The following is a 17,059-nucleotide window of genomic DNA, read 5'->3' as shown; positions in this document are numbered from 1 at the left end:
CGGTCCAGGAGGCCGCGGAGCGGGGTCCGTCCGGCCTCGGTGAGGTCGGCGAAGAGCTCGCGCTCGGCCTCCCTCCCGCACCCCCCTCCCCGGAATTCTCCGACAAGACGAGACGATCCGTCTTGTCAAATCCCTCCGGACCCCTTACCGTCGAGTCAACGAGACGCCGCGTCTCGCTTTCCCGACGGCAGGAGTCCGCCCTTGTTCCGTGCGTCACTCACCGAGGTCACCAAGCGCTACGACGACCGGTACGTCCACCACCGGACCGTCCTCGACCGCGTCTCCCTCTCCGTCCGGGCCGGCGAGCGCCTCGGCGTCGTCGGCGACAACGGCTCGGGGAAGTCCACCCTGCTCCGGCTCCTCGCCGGCCTCGAAACCGCCGACAACGGCACCGTGGCCGTCGAAGCCCCCGGCGGCCTCGGTCATCTCGCCCAGATCCCCGCCCTCCCCGCCACCGCGCTCGTCGGCGACGCCGTCGACCACGCGCTCGCGGAGATCCGGGAGCTGGAGCGGGAGATCCGGCGGGCGGAGGGCGCCCTCACCCCCGCCGGACTCGACCGGTACGCCGGGCTCCTCGCCGCCTACGAGGCGCGCGGCGGGGCCGGGGCCGACCGGCGGGTGGCGACCGTCCTCCACCGGCTCGGCGAGACCGCCCCGCTCGACCGGGACCGGCCGCTGGCCACGCTCTCCGGCGGGCAGCGGGCCCGGCTCGCACTGGCCGGCGTCCTCGCCGCCGACCCCGAACTGCTGCTGCTCGACGAGCCGACCAACGACCTCGACGACGAGGCCGTCGCCTGGCTGGAGGAGCGGCTCCGCGCCCACCGGGGCACGGTCGTGGCCGTCTCCCACGACCGCGCCTTCCTCGACCGGGTCGCCACCGCCGTCCTGGAGGTCGACGAGGACCGGCACACGCTGCGCCGCTACGGCGACGGCTACGCCGGCTACCTCGCGGGCCGGGCCGCCGAACGGGCCCGCAGGGCCCGGGAGCACGAGGAGTGGAAGGACGAGCTGGCCCGCCACCGGGCCCTCGCCGACAGCAACACCGACCGCTTCACCGCCATCCCCCGCAAGGCCCCCGCCGCCTTCAGCGGGGCGGGCGCCTTCCGGGCCCGGTCACGGGCGCACGGGGCGATGAGCAGGATCCGCGCCGCCCGCGAGCGGCTGGCCCGGCTCACCGAGAACCCGGTGCCGCCGCCGCCCGAGCCGCTGAACTTCCGGGCGGACCTGGCGCGGACGGGCGAGGGGGCGGCCGTGGAGCTCACCGGCGCCGGGGCCGGGGGCCGGCTCGCGCCGGTCACCCTGCGCCTGGAGCCGGGCGAGCGGCTGCTCGTCACCGGGCCCAACGGCGCCGGGAAGACCACCCTCCTCAGGGTCCTGGCGGGCGAACTCGCCCCGGACACGGGGACCGTGAGGACACCGCGCCGGAGCGGGCTGCTCCGCCAGGACACGGCTCCGCCCACCGACCCCCGTACGGTCGGCGAAGCCTTCGGCGAGGGCCGCGAGGACGAACTGCTCTCCCTCGGGCTCTTCGCCGCCCGGGACCTGAGGACCCCGGTGCGTCTGCTGTCGGTGGGCCAGCGCCGCAAGCTGGAACTGGCCCGCCTGGTGACCGCCCCGGCCGACCTGCTCCTCCTGGACGAGCCGACCAACCACCTCGCCCCGGCCCTCGTCGAGGAGATCGAGGCCGCGCTGGCGGCCTACCGGGGCACGCTGGTGGTCGTCAGCCACGACCGCCGGCTGCGGGCGGGCTGGCAGGGCCGCCGCCTCGCGCTGGAACCGGCGGCCCTGGCGACGGCCCGCTAGGGACGGGCGGGAGCCCTACTCGTCCCCGGGGCCCTACTCGTCCCCGGAACCCTCCAGGTCGCCCTCGGTCTCCAGGAACACCCGGCGCAGGGCGGCCAGGGTCTCCGGGTCCGGCTTCTCCCACATGCCGCGCGACTCGGCCTCCAGGAGGCGCTCGGCGATGCCGTGCAGGGCCCAGGGGTTGGCCTCCTTGAGGAAGGCCCGGTTGGTCTCGTCGAGGACGTACTCCTGGGTGAGCTTGTCGTACATCCAGTCGGCGACGACCCCGGTCGTGGCGTCGTAGCCGAAGAGGTAGTCGACCGTCGCGGCCAGCTCGAAGGCGCCCTTGTAGCCGTGGCGGCGCATCGCCTCGATCCAGCGCGGGTTGACCACCCGGGCCCGGAAGACCCGGGAGGTCTCCTCCACCAGCGTCCGGGTGCGGACGGTCTCCGGGCGGGTCGAGTCGCCGATGTACGCCTCGGGGGCGGTGCCGCGCAGCGCGCGGACGGTCGCCACCATGCCGCCGTGGTACTGGAAGTAGTCGTCCGAGTCGGCGATGTCGTGCTCGCGGGTGTCGGTGTTCTTCGCCGCGACCGCGATCCGCTTGTACGCCGTCTCCATCTCGGCGCGCGCCGGCCGGCCTTCGAGCCCGCGCCCGTACGCGTACCCGCCCCACACCGTGTACACCTCGGCGAGGTCGGCGTCGGTGCGCCAGTCCCGCGAGTCGATCAGCTGGAGGATGCCGGCGCCGTAGGTGCCGGGGCGGGAGCCGAAGATGCGGGTGGTGGCGCGGCGTTCGTCGCCGTGCTCGGCGAGGTCGGCCCGGGTGTGGGCGCGGACGTGGTTGTCCTCGTCCGGCTCCTCCAGGCCCGCGACCAGCCGGACGGCGTCGTCGAGGAGCCCGATGACGTGCGGGAAGGCGTCCCGGAAGAAGCCGGAGATGCGCAGGGTGACGTCCACGCGCGGGCGGCCGAGCTCGGCGAGCGGGATCGGCTCCAGGCCGTTGACCCGGCGGGACGCCTCGTCCCACAGCGGGCGCACGCCGAGCAGGGCCAGCGCCTCGGCGACGTCGTCGCCCGCGGTGCGCATCGCGCTGGTGCCCCACAGGGAGAGGCCGACGGAGGTGGGCCACTCGCCGTTGTCCGTGCGGTAGCGCTCCAGGAGGGAGTCGGCGAGCGCCTGGCCGGTCTCCCAGGCGAGCCGGGACGGCACGGCCTTGGGGTCGACGGAGTAGAAGTTCCGGCCGGTCGGCAGCACGTTGACCAGGCCGCGCAGCGGCGAGCCGGACGGGCCGGCCGGCACGAAGCCGCCGTTCAGGGCGTGCACGGCGTGCGTCAGCTCGTCCGTGGTGGCCGCCAGGCGCGGCACGACCTGCTCGCAGGCGAAGCGCAGCACCGCGTGCACGTCGGGCCCGTGCGCGGCGGCCACGGCCGGGACGGCGTCCACGGACCAGGCCGCCGCCTCCATCGCCTCGACCAGGGCGCGGGCCTCCGCCTCCGCCTCGTCGGCGGTGGTCCGGGTCGCGGCTCCCTCGTCCAGGCCGAGCGCCTCGCGCAGACCGGGCAGCGCCTGGGTGCCGCCCCAGATCTGGCGGGCGCGCAGGATGGAGAGGACCAGGTTGACCCGGGCCTCGCCCTCCGGGGCGCCGCCGAGGACGTGCAGGCCGTCGCGGATCTGGGCGTCCTTGACCTCGCACAGCCAGCCGTCGACGTGCAGCAGGAAGTCGTCGAAGCCGTCGTCCTCCGGGCGCTCCTGGAGGCCGAGGTCGTGGTCGAGCTTGGCGGCCTGGATCAGGGTCCAGATCTGGGCGCGGATCGCGGGCAGCTTCGCCGGGTCCATGGAGGAGATCTGGGCGTACTCGTCGAGCAGCTGCTCCAGGCGCGCGATGTCGCCGTAGGAGTCGGCGCGGGCCATCGGCGGGACGAGGTGGTCGACGAGGGTGGCGTGGACGCGGCGCTTGGCCTGGGTGCCCTCGCCGGGGTCGTTGACGAGGAAGGGGTAGACGAGCGGCAGGTCGCCGAGGGCGGCGTCGGGGCCGCAGGCGGCCGACAGGCCGGCGTTCTTGCCGGGCAGCCACTCCAGGTTGCCGTGCTTGCCGAGGTGGACCATGGCGTCGGCGCCGAAGCCGCCGTCCTCGGCGCGCGCCGCGATCCAGCGGTAGGCAGCCAGGTAGTGGTGCGAGGGCGGCAGGTCGGGGTCGTGGTAGATCGCGATCGGGTTCTCGCCGAAGCCGCGCGGCGGCTGGATGAGGACCAGGAGGTTCCCGCGCCGCAGGGCGGCGAGCACGATGTCGCCGTCGGGGTTGCGGGACCGGTCGAGGAACATCTCGCCGGGCGCCGGGCCCCAGTGCTCCTCGACGCGCTCGCGCAGCTCCCGCGGCAGCTCGGCGTACCAGCGCTTGTAGTCGGCGGCCGGGATGCGGACCGGGTTCTTCGCCAGCTGCTCCTCGGTGAGCCAGTCCTGGTCGTGGCCGCCGGCCTCGATGAGGGCGTAGATCAGCTCGTCGCCGTCGCCGGAGACCAGGCCGGGGAGGTCCTCCTCCGGGCCGAAGTCGTAGCCCTCGGCGATCAGGCGGCGCAGCAGGGAGACGGCGGAGGCGGGGGTGTCGAGACCGACCGCGTTGCCGATGCGGGAGTGCTTGGTGGGGTACGCGGAGAGGACGAGCGCCAGCCGCTTCTCGGCGTTCGGGATGTGCCGCAGGCGGGCGTGGCGGACGGCGATGCCGGCGACGCGGGCGGCGCGCTCGGCGTCGGCGACGTAGGCGGGCAGGCCGTCGGCGTCGATCTCCTTGAAGGAGAACGGGACGGTGATGAGCCGGCCGTCGAACTCGGGGACGGCGACCTGGCTGGCCGCGTCCAGCGGCGACAGGCCCTCGTCGTTCTCCTCCCAGTTCGCCCGCGAGCCGGTGAGGCAGAGCGCCTGGAGGACCGGCACGTCGAGCGCGGCGAGCGCGCCCGCGTCCCAGGACTCCTCGTCGCCGCCGGCCTGGGCGGCGGCCGGCTTGGTGCCGCCGGCGGCGAGGACGGTGGTGACGACGGCGTCGGCGCCGCGCAGGACTGCGAGCAGCTCCTCCTCGGGGGCCCGCAGGGAGGCCACGTACAGCGGGAGGGCGCGGGCGCCGGCGTCCTCGATCGCGTCGCACAGGGCGCCGACGAAGGCGGTGTTCCCGCTCATGTGGTGGGCGCGGTAGTAGAGCACGGCGATCGCCGGGCCCTCGGTGACGCGGGCGGTCCGCTCCAGGGGGCCCCAGGTGGGGGCGGCGGCCGGGGCCTCGAAGCCGTGGCCGGTGAGCAGGACGGTGTCGGAGAGGAAGCGGGCCAGCTGCCCCAGGTTGGCGGGGCCGCCGTGGGCGAGGTAGGCGTGCGCCTCGGTGGCGACGCCGACGGGCACGGTGGAGGCGGCCATCAGCTGGGCGTCGGGGGCCTGTTCGCCGCTGAGGACGACGACCGGCTTCCCGGCGGCGAGGACCGTGTCGAGCCCCTCCTGCCAGGAGCGGACGCCGCCGAGGAGGCGGACGACGACCAGGTCGGTGCCGTCGAGGAGGCCCGGGAGGTCGGCGAGGGGCAGCCGGGAGGGGTTGGCGAAGCGGTACGCGACCGGGCCCTCGGGCGCGGCGGCGTTCGCCGCCCGGGCACTGAGCAGGTCGGTGTCGGAGTGCGACAGCAGCAGGAGCATGGCGAGGCTCAGGCCCTTCCTCGGGGTTTCCGCGCCCCGGGTGGTCGTGGTCGGCGGGGAGTTCCTGGCTCACCCGGGCCGTCGCCGGCTCGGGCTCACAGTGGCGGGACCGCGCCGGATTCTCACCGGGCTTCCTCCCCGGGGTCCTGGGACCCCATGCCGATCTGCATAGTAGAGCGTGCCGTCGGCGGGCCGGAGGGGGCCGGAGAGTCGGCCGGATCACACTCGGTGGCCGCCCGGTTCCCCGTGGGTATGCTCGCCGCCATGCCGCCGACCCCGCCCACCCCGCCCGAACCGGGCGAACCTCGCATACGGGACCGTGGCGACGCGTGCCCGGGGGCGCTCCGGCTGCACGCCGCCGCCGACGGGTTCCTCGCCCGACTCCGCCTGCCCGCAGGGCGCTTGACGCACCATCAGGCACTCGCCCTGGCCGGTGCGGCGGAGGCCCTGGGCGACGGGCGGATCAGCGTCACCTCGCGCGGCAACGCCGAGCTGCGCGGCCTCGCCGAGGGCTGCGGCGCGGAACTCGCCGCCCTCCTCGACGCGGCGGCCCTGCTGCCCTCCCCCACCCACGAGCGGGTCCGCAACATCGTGGCCACCCCCGCCGCCGGAACCGACGGACTCGGCCACGCCGACGTGCAGTTGTGGGCCCGCGCCCTCGACGCGGCGCTCTGCGCCGAGCCCCGCGCGGCGGCCCTCTCCGGCCGCTTCCTCTTCGTCCTCGACGACGGCCGCGGCGACGTCGCCGGCCTCGGCGGCGATGTGACCTTGATCGCAGCACCGGACGGCGCCGCGACCCTCCTCGCCGGCTCCGGGGCCTTCGCCGTGGCCGCCGCCGACGCCGTCCCCGCCGCCCTCGCCTGCGCCCTCGCCTTCCTCGACGCCGCCGAAGCCGCCGGGACCGGCGCGTGGCGCCCGCGCGAGCTCCCCGCCGGGCACCTCCCGGACTGGGCCCGCGCCCTGGCCGGAGCGGGGATCACCGCGGAGCCCGTACCCCTCCTCCCTCCCCCGTCGGCGCCGCCGCCCGCACCCGGCCCGCTCGGCGACCGCGCCCTGCACGTCCTCGCCCCCCTCGGCCGGCTGACCGCCGCCCAGCTGCGGGCCCTCGCCGAAGGCGCGGCCGAGGTCCGGCTCACGCCCTGGCGCGGCGCGGTCGTGGTGGGGGCCGCCGCCGGCCGGCTCCCCGCCCTGGCGGCCCACGGGCTGATCACCGACCCGGCCGACCCCGGCACCGGGGTCACCGCCTGCACCGGCACGCCCGGCTGCGCCAAGTCCCTCGCCGACGTGCGGGCGGACGCGGCGCGCGCGCCCGGCGGCCCGCTGCCCGTGCACTACTCCGGGTGCGAGCGCCGCTGCGGGCACCCGCACGGCGCCCGGATCGAGGTCACCGCCCGGGACTCCGGCACCTACCTGCTGGACGGCGCCCCCGTCCCCCGCACCGCCCTGGCCGAGGCCGTCGCGGCGGCCCGCAAGACATCGACGTCGATGGAGAGCCGATGATGTACGAGTACGAGAAGGACGGCGCCGAGATCTACCGCCGCTCCTTCGCCACGATCCGCGCCGAGGCGGACCTCTCGGGGATGCCCGACGACGTCGCCACGGTCGCCGTCCGCATGATCCACGCCTGCGGCATGACCGACCTCGTCCGGGACCTCGCGTACTCCCCCGGGGTCGTCGCGCACGCCCGCGCCGCGCTCCGGGCCGGCGCCCCCGTCCTCTGCGACGCGCAGATGGTCGCCTCCGGCGTCACCCGCAAGCGGCTGCCCGCCGACAACGAGGTGCTGTGCGCGCTCTCCGACCCGGCCGTGCCCGCCCTCGCCGCCGAGCTGGGCACCACCCGCTCCGCCGCCGCCCTCGAACTGTGGCGCGACCGCCTCGAAGGCTCGGTCGTCGCCATCGGCAACGCCCCCACCGCCCTCTTCCACCTCCTGGAGATGATCGCCAAGGGCGCGCCGAAGCCGGCCGCCGTCCTCGGCATCCCCGTCGGCTTCATCGGCGCCGCCGAGTCCAAGGACGCCCTCGCCGCCAACGGGCTCGGCCTCGACTACCTGGTGGTCCGCGGCCGACGCGGCGGCAGCGCCATGACCGCCGCCGCCCTCAACGCCCTCGCGCACGAACCGGAGATCCAGGCATGAGCACCGCCACCGGAAAGCTGTACGGCGTCGGGCTCGGCCCCGGCGACCCGGACCTCCTCACCCTCGCCGCCGTGAAGGCCATCGCCGAGGCCGACGTGATCGCCTACCACTCGGCCCGCCACGGCCGCTCGATAGCGCGCTCCATCGCCGCCGGGCACCTGCGCGAGGACCACATCGAGGAGCGGCTGATGTACCCGCTCACCGTGGAGACCACCGACCACCCCGGCGGCTACCGGGGCGCGCTCGACGACTTCTACGAGGAGGCCTCGGCCCGGCTCGCCGCCCACCTCGACGCGGGCCGCACGGTCGCCGTCCTCGCCGAGGGCGACCCGCTGTTCTACGGCTCCTACCAGCACATGCACAAGCGCCTCGCCGACCGGTACGACACCACCGTCATCCCCGGCGTCACCTCCGTCAGCGCCGCCGCCGCCCGGCTCGGCGAGCCGCTGTGCGAGGCCGAGGAGGTCCTCACGGTCATCCCCGGCACCCTGCCGGAGGACGAGCTCGCGGCCCGCCTCGCGGGCACCGACTCGGCGGTCGTGATGAAGCTCGGCCGCACCTTCCCGACCGTGCGGCGCGCCCTGGAGCGGGCCGGCCGGCTGGAGGACGCGCGCTACGTGGAGCGGGCTTTCATGGCGGGCGAGCGGACGGAGCACCTGGCGGACGTCGACCCGTCGACGGTCCCGTACTTCTCCGTCGCCGTCCTGCCCTCCCGCATCGACCGCGCGAACCCCGTACGGGAGACGGGCGACGTCACCGTCGTCGGCACCGGCCCCGCCGGCGCACCCTGGCTGACCCCCGAGTCGCGCGGCGCCCTCGTCAACGCCGACGTCCTCGTCGGCTACACCACCTACCTCGACCGGGTGCCGGTGCTGCGCCCCGGCCAGATCCGGCACGGCTCCGACAACAAGGTCGAGTCGGAGCGCGCCGAGTTCGCCCTCGACCTGGCCCGCCGCGGCCACCGGGTCGCGGTCGTCTCCGGCGGCGACCCGGGCGTCTTCGCCATGGCCACCGCCGTCCTGGAGGTCGCCTGCGAGCCGGAGTACGCGGACGTGCCCGTACGGGTCCTCCCGGGGGTGACCGCCGCCAACGCGGCCGCCGCCGCCGCGGGCGCCCCGCTCGGCCACGACTACGCCACGATCTCGCTCTCCGACCGGCTCAAGCCCTGGGACGTCATCGCGGCCCGGCTGCGCGCCGCCGCCGAGGCCGACCTCGTCCTCGCCCTCTACAACCCCGGCTCGAAGTCCCGCACCCACCAGGTGGCCGCCGCCCGCGAACTCCTCCTGGAGCTCCGCTCGCCCGACACCCCGGTGGTCGTCGCCCGGGACGTCGGCGGCCCCGAGCAGTCGGTGCGCGTCCTCACCCTCAAGACCCTGGACCCCTCCGAGGTCGACATGCGCACCCTGCTCCTCGTCGGCTCCTCGCAGACCCGGGCGGTCGAGCGCGGCGACGGCCGCACGATCGCGTGGACGCCGCGGCGGTACGGCTGACGGGCGGGCGCTCCGGCCGCGGCGGCGCCCGCCGTCAGCGCGGCGCGTGCGCCCAGGCGGCGGCCTCCTCCGGGGTCGCCGCCGTCGGCACGCCCTCCGGGACCGGCGGCCGCCGGACGACGACGACCGGGATCCCGGCCTCGCGCGCGGCGGTCAGCTTGGGGGCGGTCGCGGCGCCGCCGGAGTCCTTCGTCACCAGCACGCCGATACGGTGACGGGCCATCAGCTCCCGCTCGCCCTCCAGCGTGAACGGCCCCCGGTCGAGCAGCACTTCGGCGCGCGCGGGCATCGGCGCGTCGGGCGCGTCCACGGACCGCACGAGGAACCACTCCGGCCGGTCCGCGAAGGCGGCGAGCCCCATCCGGCCGGTGGTGAGGAAGACGCGGTCGCCGAGGCCGTCGAGGGCGCGGGCCGCCTCCTCCAGCGAGCCCACGTCCCGCCAGTCGTCCCCGCCCCCCGGGACCCACCCGGGGCGGCGCAGCGCCAGCAGGGGAACATGGGCGGTGGCGGCCGCCCGGGCCGCGTTGAAGCTGATCCGCTCGGCGAAGGGATGGGTGGCGTCGATGACCGCGTCCACGGCGTGCTCCCGCACCCACGCCGCCAGCCCCTCGGCGCCGCCGAACCCGCCGACCCGCACCTCGCCGGCCGGCAGCCGCGGCGCCGCCACCCGCCCCGCGAGGGAACTCGTCACCCTCGTGCCGGGGGACAGCAGTCCCGCCAGGACGCGGGCCTCGGTCGTCCCTCCGAGAATGAGTACGTGCATAGGAGCCCCTTCGTGAGTACCGGCGGCGGGCGCGAGGCCCAACTCAAGCACACCGGTCTGCGGCCCGGCTGGACGACCGGTGCCTGTGCCACGGCCGCGACGACCGCCGCGTACACCGCGCTGCTCACCGGCGACTTCCCGGACCCGGTGACGATCACCCTCCCCAAGGGCCAGACCCCGTCCTTCGCCCTGACGGCGGAGTCCCTGGCCCCGGACTCGGCCATGGCGGCGGTGGTGAAGGACGCGGGCGACGACCCGGACGTCACCCACGGCGCGGTGATCCGCTCGACGGTACGGCTCCTGCCCCCCGGCTCCGGCGTCGTCTTCCGCGCGGGCGAGGGCGTCGGCACGGTCACCCTCCCCGGCCTCCCCCTGGAGGTCGGCGAACCGGCCATCAACCCGGTCCCGCGCCAGATGATGCGCGACCACGTGGCGGAGGTGGCGGCGGCCCACGGGGCGCCCGGCGACGTCGAGATCACGATCTCCGTCGACGACGGCGCCGAGATCGCCCGCTCCACCTGGAACCCCCGCATCGGCATCCTCGGCGGCCTGTCGGTCCTCGGCACGACGGGCGTCGTCGTGCCGTACTCCTGCTCGGCCTGGATCGACTCCATCCGCCGGGGCGTGGACGTGGCCCGCGCGGGCGGCCTCACCCACGTCGCGGGCTGCACGGGCTCCACCTCCGAGCGCACGGTCCGGCAGCTCTACGCCCTCCCGGACATCGCCCTCCTCGACATGGGCGACTTCGCGGGCGCGGTCCTCAAGTACGTCCGCCGCCACCCCGTCGACCGCCTGACGATCTGCGGCGGCTTCGCGAAGCTCTCCAAGCTCGCCGCCGGCCACCTGGACCTGCACTCGGCCCGCTCCCAGGTCGACAAAACCTTCCTGGCGTCCCTGGCCCGCGAGGCGGGCGCGACGGCCTCCCTGGCGGCGGAGATCGAGTCGGCCAACACCGGCCTCGCCGCCCTCCGCCTCTGCGAGGCGGCGGCCGTCCCCCTGGGCGACGCGGTGGCCACCCGAGCCCGCGACGAGGCCCTGTCGGTCCTGCGCGGCGCCCCGGTCACCGTCGACGTGATCTGCATCGACCGCGCGGGCGTGATCGTGGGGCGGTCGGCGGTGGCGGGGCCCTAGAGGTCGTCCGGCGGGTCGGTGCCTTCGAGGAGGCGTTCGCCGATGTCGTCGGACCAGTGCTGGGCCCAGGCGCGGAGCTCCTGGATCCCGTCGGCGTCCAGGCCCAGGGCGGTGAACTCCTCGTCGTCGATCCAGACCGCGCCGGCGAGCTTGGTCTGGAGTTCTTCCAGGTCGAAGCCGTCGCGGGCGTGCTGCCGGCCCAGTTCCTCCAGTTCCAGGAGGCTCCAGCGGTCCGCGGCGGCCTTGACGTCGATCAGGTCGCGGGCCATGCCCCGGTCGGCGAGTGCGCGGACCTTCGTGCCGACGACGTCGCGCAGCGAGAGGAGGAGGCCGAACTCCCGGCGTTCGGGAGGGCCGCACAGGGCCTCCTTGAGGACGTCGACCTCGCACGCCTCGCCGGTCGCGGGGTCGGTGGCGATCAGGCGGGCGGAGAGCGGGTCGGTCTCCAGCGTCCGCACCCGCCAGCCCTTCGCCTCCAGTTCCGCCCGCAGGTGGGCGGCGATCTCCGTCATGGGGCGGGGGTTCTCGGTGGCGACGTCGAGGTCCTGGCTGAGGCGGTCCACCAGGCCGTGCGCCTGGACGGCGTAGCCGCCGGTCAGGGCGAGGGGGTACTCGGTGCCGGCGGCGAGGACGTCGTCGAGGAGGCGGCGGTGGAGGCCGGTGAGGTTCACCCCGGTCGCCCGGCCGCCGTCGCCATCGGCCCCAGTTCGCGGAAGGCGTCCTCCCAGACGACGCGCAGGTCCTTGCTGACCAGGGTGCGCAGGACGGGCCACAGCTCGACGAGCAGGTCCCGGTTGAGGTGGCGGACGAGGTCGTCGTGGCCGCCCTCGGCGAGGACGGTGCGGTAGCAGCTCATCCGCAGCCGGGGCCGGTCGAGGTCGTACTCCGTCAGCCCCGACCAGGCCAGGTGCAGGGGGAGCCGGACCGTCCCGTGCCCGGGTCCGCGCAGGGCGGACAGGTCGGGGGGGAGCCGTCGTGCGTACCGTTCGCGCCGTACCTCGGAGACGGTCGCCGTCTCATGTGCCATGCCCCCGATTATCCCCGCGCCCGGCCGTCCCGGGGGGCACATCCGCCCCACGGACCGGATGCGGTCCCGTGTCGCCGTGCCTAGGCTCGGCAGCGCACGCACCCCACTCAAGGGAGGAAGCACCATGGCGAAGCGCGGCAACAAGAAGCGGGCCCGCAAGAAGAAGAAGGCGAACCACGGCAAGCGGCCGAACGCCTGAGGACGCCTGAGGACGTCCGAGGACGTCCGAGGCGGACGCGGCGGGGTCCCGGGGATCGGACTTCCCGGGGCCCCGCCGCGCGGCTCAGCAGGTGTGGCGGTCCCGGGCCGGGTCGTAGAGGTGGCTGTCGCGGAACTCGGAGGCGGCGAGGGTGCGGCCGACGAGGATGACGGCCGTCCTGGTGATGCCCGCCTCCTCCACCTGGGCGGCGATGTCCGCGAGGGTGCCGCGCAGGACGAGCTCGTCGGGGCGGCTGGCCATGGCGACGACGGCGGCCGGGCAGTCCTCGCCGTAGTGGGGGATCAGCTCGGAGACGATCCGCTCGGCGTAGCGGGCGCCGAGGTGCAGGACGAGCAGGGCGCCGCTGCGGCCGAGGGTGGCGAGGTCCTCGCCCTCCGGCATGGGGGTGGCCTGCTGGGCGACGCGGGTGAGGATGACGGTCTGGCCGACGGTCGGGACGGTCAGCTCCCGCTTGAGCGCCGCCGCGGCGGCGGCGAAGGCCGGGACGCCGGGCACGACCTCGTACGGGATGCCCGCCGCGTCCAGCCGCCGCATCTGCTCGGCCATGGCGCTGAAGACGGACGGGTCGCCGGAGTGCAGCCGGGCCACGTCCTGTCCGGCCCCGTGGGCGGCGGTGATCTCCGCGACGATCTCGTCGAGGTGCATCTTCGCGGTGTCGACGAGCCGCGCGTCCGGCGGGCACTCGGCGAGCAGCTCGCGGGGGACGAGGGAGCCGGCGTAGAGGCAGACCCCGCAGGCCGCGAGGGTGCGGGCGCCGCGCACGGTGATGAGGTCGGCGGCGCCGGGGCCCGCGCCGATGAAGTAGACGGTCATGCCTCTGGAGAACCCTTCGTTACGGACCATTGCGTGACGGGCATCGCCGTGCGCCAGCCGGTGAAGCCGCCGACGGGCACGGCGGCGGAGACCGCGAGCCGGACCAGTTCGCCGCCGTGGCGGCGGTACCGGTCGGCGAGCAGCGCCTCGGATTCGAGCGTCACGGTGTTGGCGACGAGCCGGCCGCCGGCGGGGAGCGCGTCCCAGCAGGCGTCGAGCAGGCCGGGGACGGTGAGGCCGCCGCCGATGAAGACGGCGTCGGGGACGGGCAGGCCGGCGAGCGCGGCGGGCGCCGGGCCGGTGACCACGCGGAGGGCCGGTACGCCGAGGGCGGCGGCGTTGCGGGTGATGCGGGCCGCCCGTTCGGGCGAGCGCTCGACGGCGATCGCCCGGCAGTCGCGGTGGGCCCGCGTCCACTCGATGCCGATGGAGCCGGAGCCGCCGCCGACGTCCCAGAGCAGTTCGCCGGGGGCGGGGGCGAGCGCGGCGAGCGTCGCGGCGCGGACGTGGCGCTTGGTGAGCTGTCCGTCGTGCTCGTACGCCTCGTCGGGCAGGCCCGGCGTGGTGCCGAGCCGCAGCGTGCCGGGGTCGCGGACGCAGTCGAGGGCGAGGACGTGGAGGGCGTCGGCGCGGGGGTGCGGCCAGTCGGCGGCGGTGCCGTCGAGGAGCCGCTCGGCGGGGCCGCCGAGCTGTTCGAGGACCCGGATCCTGGTGCCGCCCCAGCCGGCCGCGCGGAGCAGTTCCGCGACCCGCGCGGGGGTCTCGGGGCCCTCGCCGAGGAGGAGGAGCCGGCGGCCGGGGTGGAGGGCGGCGCGGAGCGCGTCGAGCGGCCGGGCGACGAGCGAGAGCGTCTCGACGGCCTCCAGGGGCCAGCCGAGGCGGGCGCAGGCGTACGAGACGGAGGAGGGGTGCGGGCGGACGTCGAGGCGGTCGGGGCCGACGGTCTCGGCGAGCGTGCGGGCGATGCCGTAGAAGGAGGGGTCGCCGCTGGCGAGGACGGCGATCGCGCGGCCCTCGTGGGCGGCGATCAGGCCGGGGACGGCGGGGCGGAGCGGGGACGGCCAGGCGACGCGCTCGCCCGGGCAGTCGCCCTCGGGGAGGAGGTCCAGCTGGCGGGGGCCGCCGAGGAGCACGTCGGCGGCGCGCAGGATCCGGCGGGAGCCCTCGGGGAGCCCGTCCCAGCCGTCCGCGCCGATTCCGACGACCGATATCGCACCGTTCACGCCCGCGACTCTACGTGAGGGGCGCGGGCGGGCGGCACGTGGCGACCCTCACGTCACGACGGGTGCGCGGCCCGCACGCCACGACGGGTACGGCCCCACGACGGGTACGGCCTCACGACGGGTACGGCCTCACGGCTGGCGCGGCCCCGCGTCACCCACGGGCGCGGCCCCACGCCACGGCTGGCCCGGCCCTCTCCGCGCGGGGCGGGCGGCGGCCGTCACTTCTGGGCGTTCTGCCCCACGTAGAAGAGGAGCCAGACGAAGCCGGCGAAGGCGTGGGTGGCGAAGACGTAGACGAAGACGCGGAGCATCACGCCCCGCTCCTTCCAGTTCTCGTCGTCGTGCGCCTTCTCGGTCATGGCGTCCAGGGTACGGGGCGGAATACCGGGGCGGGTGGCACCGTTGGACGAGATGATTTAAGCTTCAACTAACACAACGGAACGCGAGAGGTGACCACGATGCAGTTCGGGATCTTCACCGTCGGCGACGTGACGACCGACCCCACCACCGGCCGCACCCCCACCGAGCACGAGCGCATCAAGAACACGGTCGCCATCGCGCTCAAGGCGGAAGAGGTCGGGCTCGACGTCTTCGCGACCGGCGAGCACCACAACCCGCCGTTCGTCCCCTCCTCCCCCACCACCCTCCTCGGGCACATCGCGGCCCGCACGGAGAAGCTGGTCCTCTCCACGTCCACGACCCTCATCACCACCAACGACCCGGTGAAGATCGCCGAGGACTACGCCACGCTCCAGCACCTCGCCGACGGCCGCGTCGACCTGATGATGGGCCGCGGCAACACCGGCCCGGTCTACCCGTGGTTCGGGCAGGACATCCGCCAGGGCATCCCGCTCGCCATCGAGAACTACGCGCTCCTCCACAAGCTGTGGAGGGAGGACGTGGTCGACTGGGAGGGCAAGTTCCGCTCCGCGCTCCAGGGGTTCACGTCCACCCCGCGCCCGCTCGACGGCGTCCCGCCGTTCGTCTGGCACGGCTCCATCCGCTCCCCCGAGATCGCCGAGCAGGCCGCGTACTACGGCGACGGCTTCTTCGCCAACCACATCTTCTGGCCCAAGCAGCACACCGAGAAGATGGTCCGCCTCTACCGCCAGCGGTACGCGCACTACGGCCACGGCACGGAGGAGCAGGCCATCGTCGGCCTCGGCGGCCAGGTCTTCGTGCGGAAGAACTCGCAGGACGCGGTACGGGAGTTCCGCCCGTACTTCGACAACGCGCCGGTCTACGGCCACGGCCCCTCCCTGGAGGAGTTCAGCAGCCAGACCCCGCTGACCGTCGGCTCCCCGCAGGAGGTCATCGAGCGCACCCTGTCCTTCCGCGAGTACGCCGGCGACTACCAGCGCCAGCTCTTCCTCGTCGACCACGCCGGACTGCCGCTCAAGACGGTCCTGGAACAGCTCGACATCCTCGGCGAGGAGGTCGTCCCCGTCCTCCGCAAGGAGTTCGCGAACCTCCGCCCGGCCGGCGTCCCGGCCACCGCCCCGCTCCACCCGGCCGTCACCTCCAAGGAGGCGTGAACCATGCAGACGCTGAAGCTCGTCGCCGTGTCCGCCGGCCTGAGCAGCCCCTCCTCCACCCGGCTGCTCGCCGACCGCCTGACCCAGGCGGCCCGCTACCGGCTCGCCGAGCAGGAGTACGCCGTCGACGTCGAGGTCGTCGAACTCCGTGACCTCGCCGTCGACATCGCGAAGAACCTCGTCACCGGCTTCCCGTCGGAGGCGCTCCAGGGCGCGATCGACGAGGTGACGGGCGCGGACGGCGTCGTCGCGGTGACGCCGGTCTTCACCGCCTCCTACAGCGGCCTGTTCAAGTCCTTCTTCGACCTGATCGACCCGGCGGCCCTCACCGGCACGCCGGTCCTCCTCGGCGCGACCGGCGGCACCGCCCGCCACTCCCTCGTCATCGACCACGCGCTGCGCCCCCTCTTCGCCTACCTGCGGGCCCGGATCGCCTCCACCGCCGTCTACGCGGCCTCGGAGGACTGGGGCACGGGCGGCGACGAGTACACCGAGGGCCTGCCCGCGCGGATCACCCGGGCGGGCCAGGAGTTCGCGGAGCTGGTGGCGGCGGCGGGGCGCCGGGACGGCCGCGACGAGGAGGAGATCGTCCCCTTCGAGAAGCAGTTGGCCGACCTGAGGCTCGATTGACCGTTTTGTTAGGTTGGGAGGGAAGTATCCCGACGACGGACGGAGGTCGGCGATGGCCGGCGGCAGGATCGTGGTGGGCGTGGACGGCTCGGAACCGTCCCTGAAGGCGCTGAAGTGGGCGGCCGCGCAGGCCGCCCTCACCGGAGGCACGCTCCACGCGGTGATCGGCTGGGAGTACCCGGCGTCCTGGGCGACGCTGATGCCCGGGGTGCCCCCGGAGTTCGACCCCGAGCGGCTCGCGAAGCAGATCCTCGACCAGTCCCTGGAGCAGGCGCTCACGCCCTCCGAGGCGGCCGGGGTCACCCGGACGGTCGTGGGCGGGAACGCGGCGCAGGCACTGGTCGACCAGGCCGAGGGAGCGGAGCTGCTGGTGGTGGGGGACCGGGGCTACAGCGGCTTCAAGGCCGCCGTCCTGGGCTCCGTCTCCTCCAACGTCACCCAGCACGCCCCCTGCCCCGTCGTGGTGGTCCGGGGCACCTGACCCGCGACCGCGAAGCAGCCGCCGGCGGGTTCCACGGTCCGCCCGCGCCCCCGGGCCGGGCCCGGTGCCCTGCCCTGCCCTGCCGGTGCCGGCCCTCCCGGCGGGGAAGGCCGATGGGGGCCCGGCCCTCCCGGCGGGGAAGGTCGACGGGCGC

Annotated in this window: 16 protein-coding genes and 1 riboswitch; of the genes, 9 read left to right on the top strand and 7 right to left on the bottom strand. The window is 75.4% G+C overall.

Going from position 1 to position 17,059, the window contains the following annotated elements; translation table 11 throughout:
- Window positions 1-201: 201 nt before the first annotated feature.
- Complete coding sequence (abc-f, locus tag ACF1ED_RS27185) at window positions 202-1,803, top strand: ribosomal protection-like ABC-F family protein (RefSeq protein ID WP_391764759.1); 1,602 nt, start codon at window positions 202-204, stop codon at window positions 1,801-1,803.
- 33 nt (window positions 1,804-1,836) lie between these two features.
- Here the strand turns inward: abc-f and cobN are convergent, their stop codons facing one another.
- Complete coding sequence (cobN, locus tag ACF1ED_RS27180) at window positions 1,837-5,457, bottom strand: cobaltochelatase subunit CobN (RefSeq protein WP_391764757.1); 3,621 nt, start codon at window positions 5,455-5,457, stop codon at window positions 1,837-1,839.
- A gap of 38 nt (window positions 5,458-5,495) precedes the next feature.
- A riboswitch (cobalamin riboswitch) is annotated at window positions 5,496-5,630 on the bottom strand.
- 79 nt (window positions 5,631-5,709) lie between these two features.
- On the opposite strand from cobN, the gene ACF1ED_RS27175 reads away from it, so the two are divergent.
- The 3 genes from ACF1ED_RS27175 to ACF1ED_RS27165 are packed head-to-tail and all read left to right on the top strand — an operon-like array spanning window position 5,710 to window position 9,082.
- Window positions 5,710-6,957, top strand: a complete 1,248-nt coding sequence (locus tag ACF1ED_RS27175) for a cobalamin biosynthesis protein CobG (protein WP_391764755.1) — start codon at window positions 5,710-5,712, stop codon at window positions 6,955-6,957.
- Window positions 6,957-7,592 (top strand): precorrin-8X methylmutase, encoded by a 636-nt coding sequence (locus ACF1ED_RS27170; protein ID WP_391764890.1) that lies wholly within the window; start codon window positions 6,957-6,959, stop codon window positions 7,590-7,592. The genes ACF1ED_RS27175 and ACF1ED_RS27170 overlap by 1 nt, the downstream gene beginning before the upstream one ends.
- Window positions 7,589-9,082, top strand: coding sequence for a precorrin-2 C(20)-methyltransferase (locus ACF1ED_RS27165; protein WP_391764753.1), 1,494 nt, complete (start codon window positions 7,589-7,591; stop codon window positions 9,080-9,082). The genes ACF1ED_RS27170 and ACF1ED_RS27165 overlap by 4 nt, the downstream gene beginning before the upstream one ends.
- Window positions 9,083-9,116: 34 nt before the next feature.
- Here the strand turns inward: ACF1ED_RS27165 and ACF1ED_RS27160 are convergent, their stop codons facing one another.
- A complete protein-coding gene (locus ACF1ED_RS27160) occupies window positions 9,117-9,845 on the bottom strand; it encodes a cobalt-precorrin-6A reductase (protein WP_391764751.1) in 729 nt (242 codons plus the stop codon).
- A gap of 12 nt (window positions 9,846-9,857) precedes the next feature.
- Between ACF1ED_RS27160 and ACF1ED_RS27155 the strand changes: the two genes are divergently transcribed.
- Entirely contained in the window at window positions 9,858-10,976 is a 1,119-nt protein-coding gene (locus ACF1ED_RS27155; RefSeq protein WP_391764749.1) for a cobalt-precorrin-5B (C(1))-methyltransferase, read from the top strand.
- Here ACF1ED_RS27155 and ACF1ED_RS27150 read toward each other — a convergent pair.
- Window positions 10,973-11,647, bottom strand: coding sequence for a nucleotidyl transferase AbiEii/AbiGii toxin family protein (locus ACF1ED_RS27150; RefSeq protein WP_391764747.1), 675 nt, complete (start codon window positions 11,645-11,647; stop codon window positions 10,973-10,975). The two genes, ACF1ED_RS27155 and ACF1ED_RS27150, sit on opposite strands and share 4 nt — an antisense overlap.
- Complete coding sequence (locus tag ACF1ED_RS27145; protein ID WP_391764745.1) at window positions 11,644-12,003, bottom strand: transcriptional regulator; 360 nt, start codon at window positions 12,001-12,003, stop codon at window positions 11,644-11,646. The genes ACF1ED_RS27150 and ACF1ED_RS27145 overlap by 4 nt, the downstream gene beginning before the upstream one ends.
- Window positions 12,004-12,127: 124 nt before the next feature.
- Between ACF1ED_RS27145 and ACF1ED_RS27140 the strand changes: the two genes are divergently transcribed.
- A complete protein-coding gene (locus ACF1ED_RS27140; RefSeq protein WP_099895366.1) occupies window positions 12,128-12,202 on the top strand; it encodes a 50S ribosomal protein bL37 in 75 nt (24 codons plus the stop codon).
- An 84-nt stretch (window positions 12,203-12,286) separates the two neighbouring features.
- Here the strand turns inward: ACF1ED_RS27140 and cobM are convergent, their stop codons facing one another.
- The 3 genes from cobM to ACF1ED_RS27125 form a co-directional block, all read right to left on the bottom strand.
- Window positions 12,287-13,036 (bottom strand): precorrin-4 C(11)-methyltransferase, encoded by a 750-nt coding sequence (gene cobM / locus ACF1ED_RS27135; RefSeq protein ID WP_391764743.1) that lies wholly within the window; start codon window positions 13,034-13,036, stop codon window positions 12,287-12,289.
- Entirely contained in the window at window positions 13,033-14,259 is a 1,227-nt protein-coding gene (cbiE, locus tag ACF1ED_RS27130; RefSeq protein WP_391764741.1) for a precorrin-6y C5,15-methyltransferase (decarboxylating) subunit CbiE, read from the bottom strand. The genes cobM and cbiE overlap by 4 nt, the downstream gene beginning before the upstream one ends.
- 218 nt (window positions 14,260-14,477) lie before the next feature.
- Window positions 14,478-14,618 carry a DUF6126 family protein gene (locus ACF1ED_RS27125; RefSeq protein WP_391764739.1) on the bottom strand — a complete coding sequence of 47 codons (141 nt, stop codon included), beginning with the start codon at window positions 14,616-14,618 and terminating at the stop codon, window positions 14,478-14,480.
- A 99-nt stretch (window positions 14,619-14,717) separates the two neighbouring features.
- Between ACF1ED_RS27125 and ACF1ED_RS27120 the strand changes: the two genes are divergently transcribed.
- Genes ACF1ED_RS27120 through ACF1ED_RS27110 form a run of 3 tightly spaced genes read left to right on the top strand, consistent with a single transcriptional unit; the run spans window position 14,718 to window position 16,905 of the window.
- Window positions 14,718-15,794 (top strand): LLM class flavin-dependent oxidoreductase, encoded by a 1,077-nt coding sequence (locus ACF1ED_RS27120; protein ID WP_391764889.1) that lies wholly within the window; start codon window positions 14,718-14,720, stop codon window positions 15,792-15,794.
- A 3-nt stretch (window positions 15,795-15,797) separates the two neighbouring features.
- Complete coding sequence (locus ACF1ED_RS27115; RefSeq protein ID WP_391764737.1) at window positions 15,798-16,424, top strand: FMN reductase; 627 nt, start codon at window positions 15,798-15,800, stop codon at window positions 16,422-16,424.
- Window positions 16,425-16,476: 52 nt separating this feature from the next.
- The gene (locus ACF1ED_RS27110) at window positions 16,477-16,905 is read left to right on the top strand and encodes a universal stress protein (protein ID WP_391764735.1); all 429 of its coding nucleotides are present in this window, start codon (window positions 16,477-16,479) and stop codon (window positions 16,903-16,905) included.
- Window positions 16,906-17,059: the final 154 nt, after the last annotated feature.

The sequence above is a fragment of the Streptomyces sp. NPDC014656 genome (assembly GCF_043084305.1).
Taxonomy (GTDB): domain Bacteria; phylum Actinomycetota; class Actinomycetes; order Streptomycetales; family Streptomycetaceae; genus Streptomyces.
This window is presented reverse-complemented; position numbering and strand designations above follow the sequence as displayed.

Excerpts from the sequence above, each read along its gene's own strand:
- ACF1ED_RS27125 (WP_391764739.1), bottom strand. The coding sequence starts at position 14,618 with ATGACCGAGAAGGCGCACGACGACGAGAACTGGAAGGAGCGGGGCGTG.
- cobN (WP_391764757.1), bottom strand. The coding sequence starts at position 5,457 with ATGCTCCTGCTGCTGTCGCACTCCGACACCGACCTGCTCAGTGCCCGG.
- ACF1ED_RS27115 (WP_391764737.1), top strand. The coding sequence starts at position 15,798 with ATGCAGACGCTGAAGCTCGTCGCCGTGTCCGCCGGCCTGAGCAGCCCC.
- ACF1ED_RS27170 (WP_391764890.1), top strand. The coding sequence starts at position 6,957 with ATGTACGAGTACGAGAAGGACGGCGCCGAGATCTACCGCCGCTCCTTC.
- ACF1ED_RS27165 (WP_391764753.1), top strand. The coding sequence starts at position 7,589 with ATGAGCACCGCCACCGGAAAGCTGTACGGCGTCGGGCTCGGCCCCGGC.
- ACF1ED_RS27110 (WP_391764735.1), top strand. The coding sequence starts at position 16,477 with ATGGCCGGCGGCAGGATCGTGGTGGGCGTGGACGGCTCGGAACCGTCC.
- ACF1ED_RS27175 (WP_391764755.1), top strand. The coding sequence starts at position 5,710 with ATGCTCGCCGCCATGCCGCCGACCCCGCCCACCCCGCCCGAACCGGGC.
- ACF1ED_RS27160 (WP_391764751.1), bottom strand. The coding sequence starts at position 9,845 with ATGCACGTACTCATTCTCGGAGGGACGACCGAGGCCCGCGTCCTGGCG.
- cobM (WP_391764743.1), bottom strand. The coding sequence starts at position 13,036 with ATGACCGTCTACTTCATCGGCGCGGGCCCCGGCGCCGCCGACCTCATC.
- ACF1ED_RS27145 (WP_391764745.1), bottom strand. The coding sequence starts at position 12,003 with ATGGCACATGAGACGGCGACCGTCTCCGAGGTACGGCGCGAACGGTAC.
- ACF1ED_RS27120 (WP_391764889.1), top strand. The coding sequence starts at position 14,718 with ATGCAGTTCGGGATCTTCACCGTCGGCGACGTGACGACCGACCCCACC.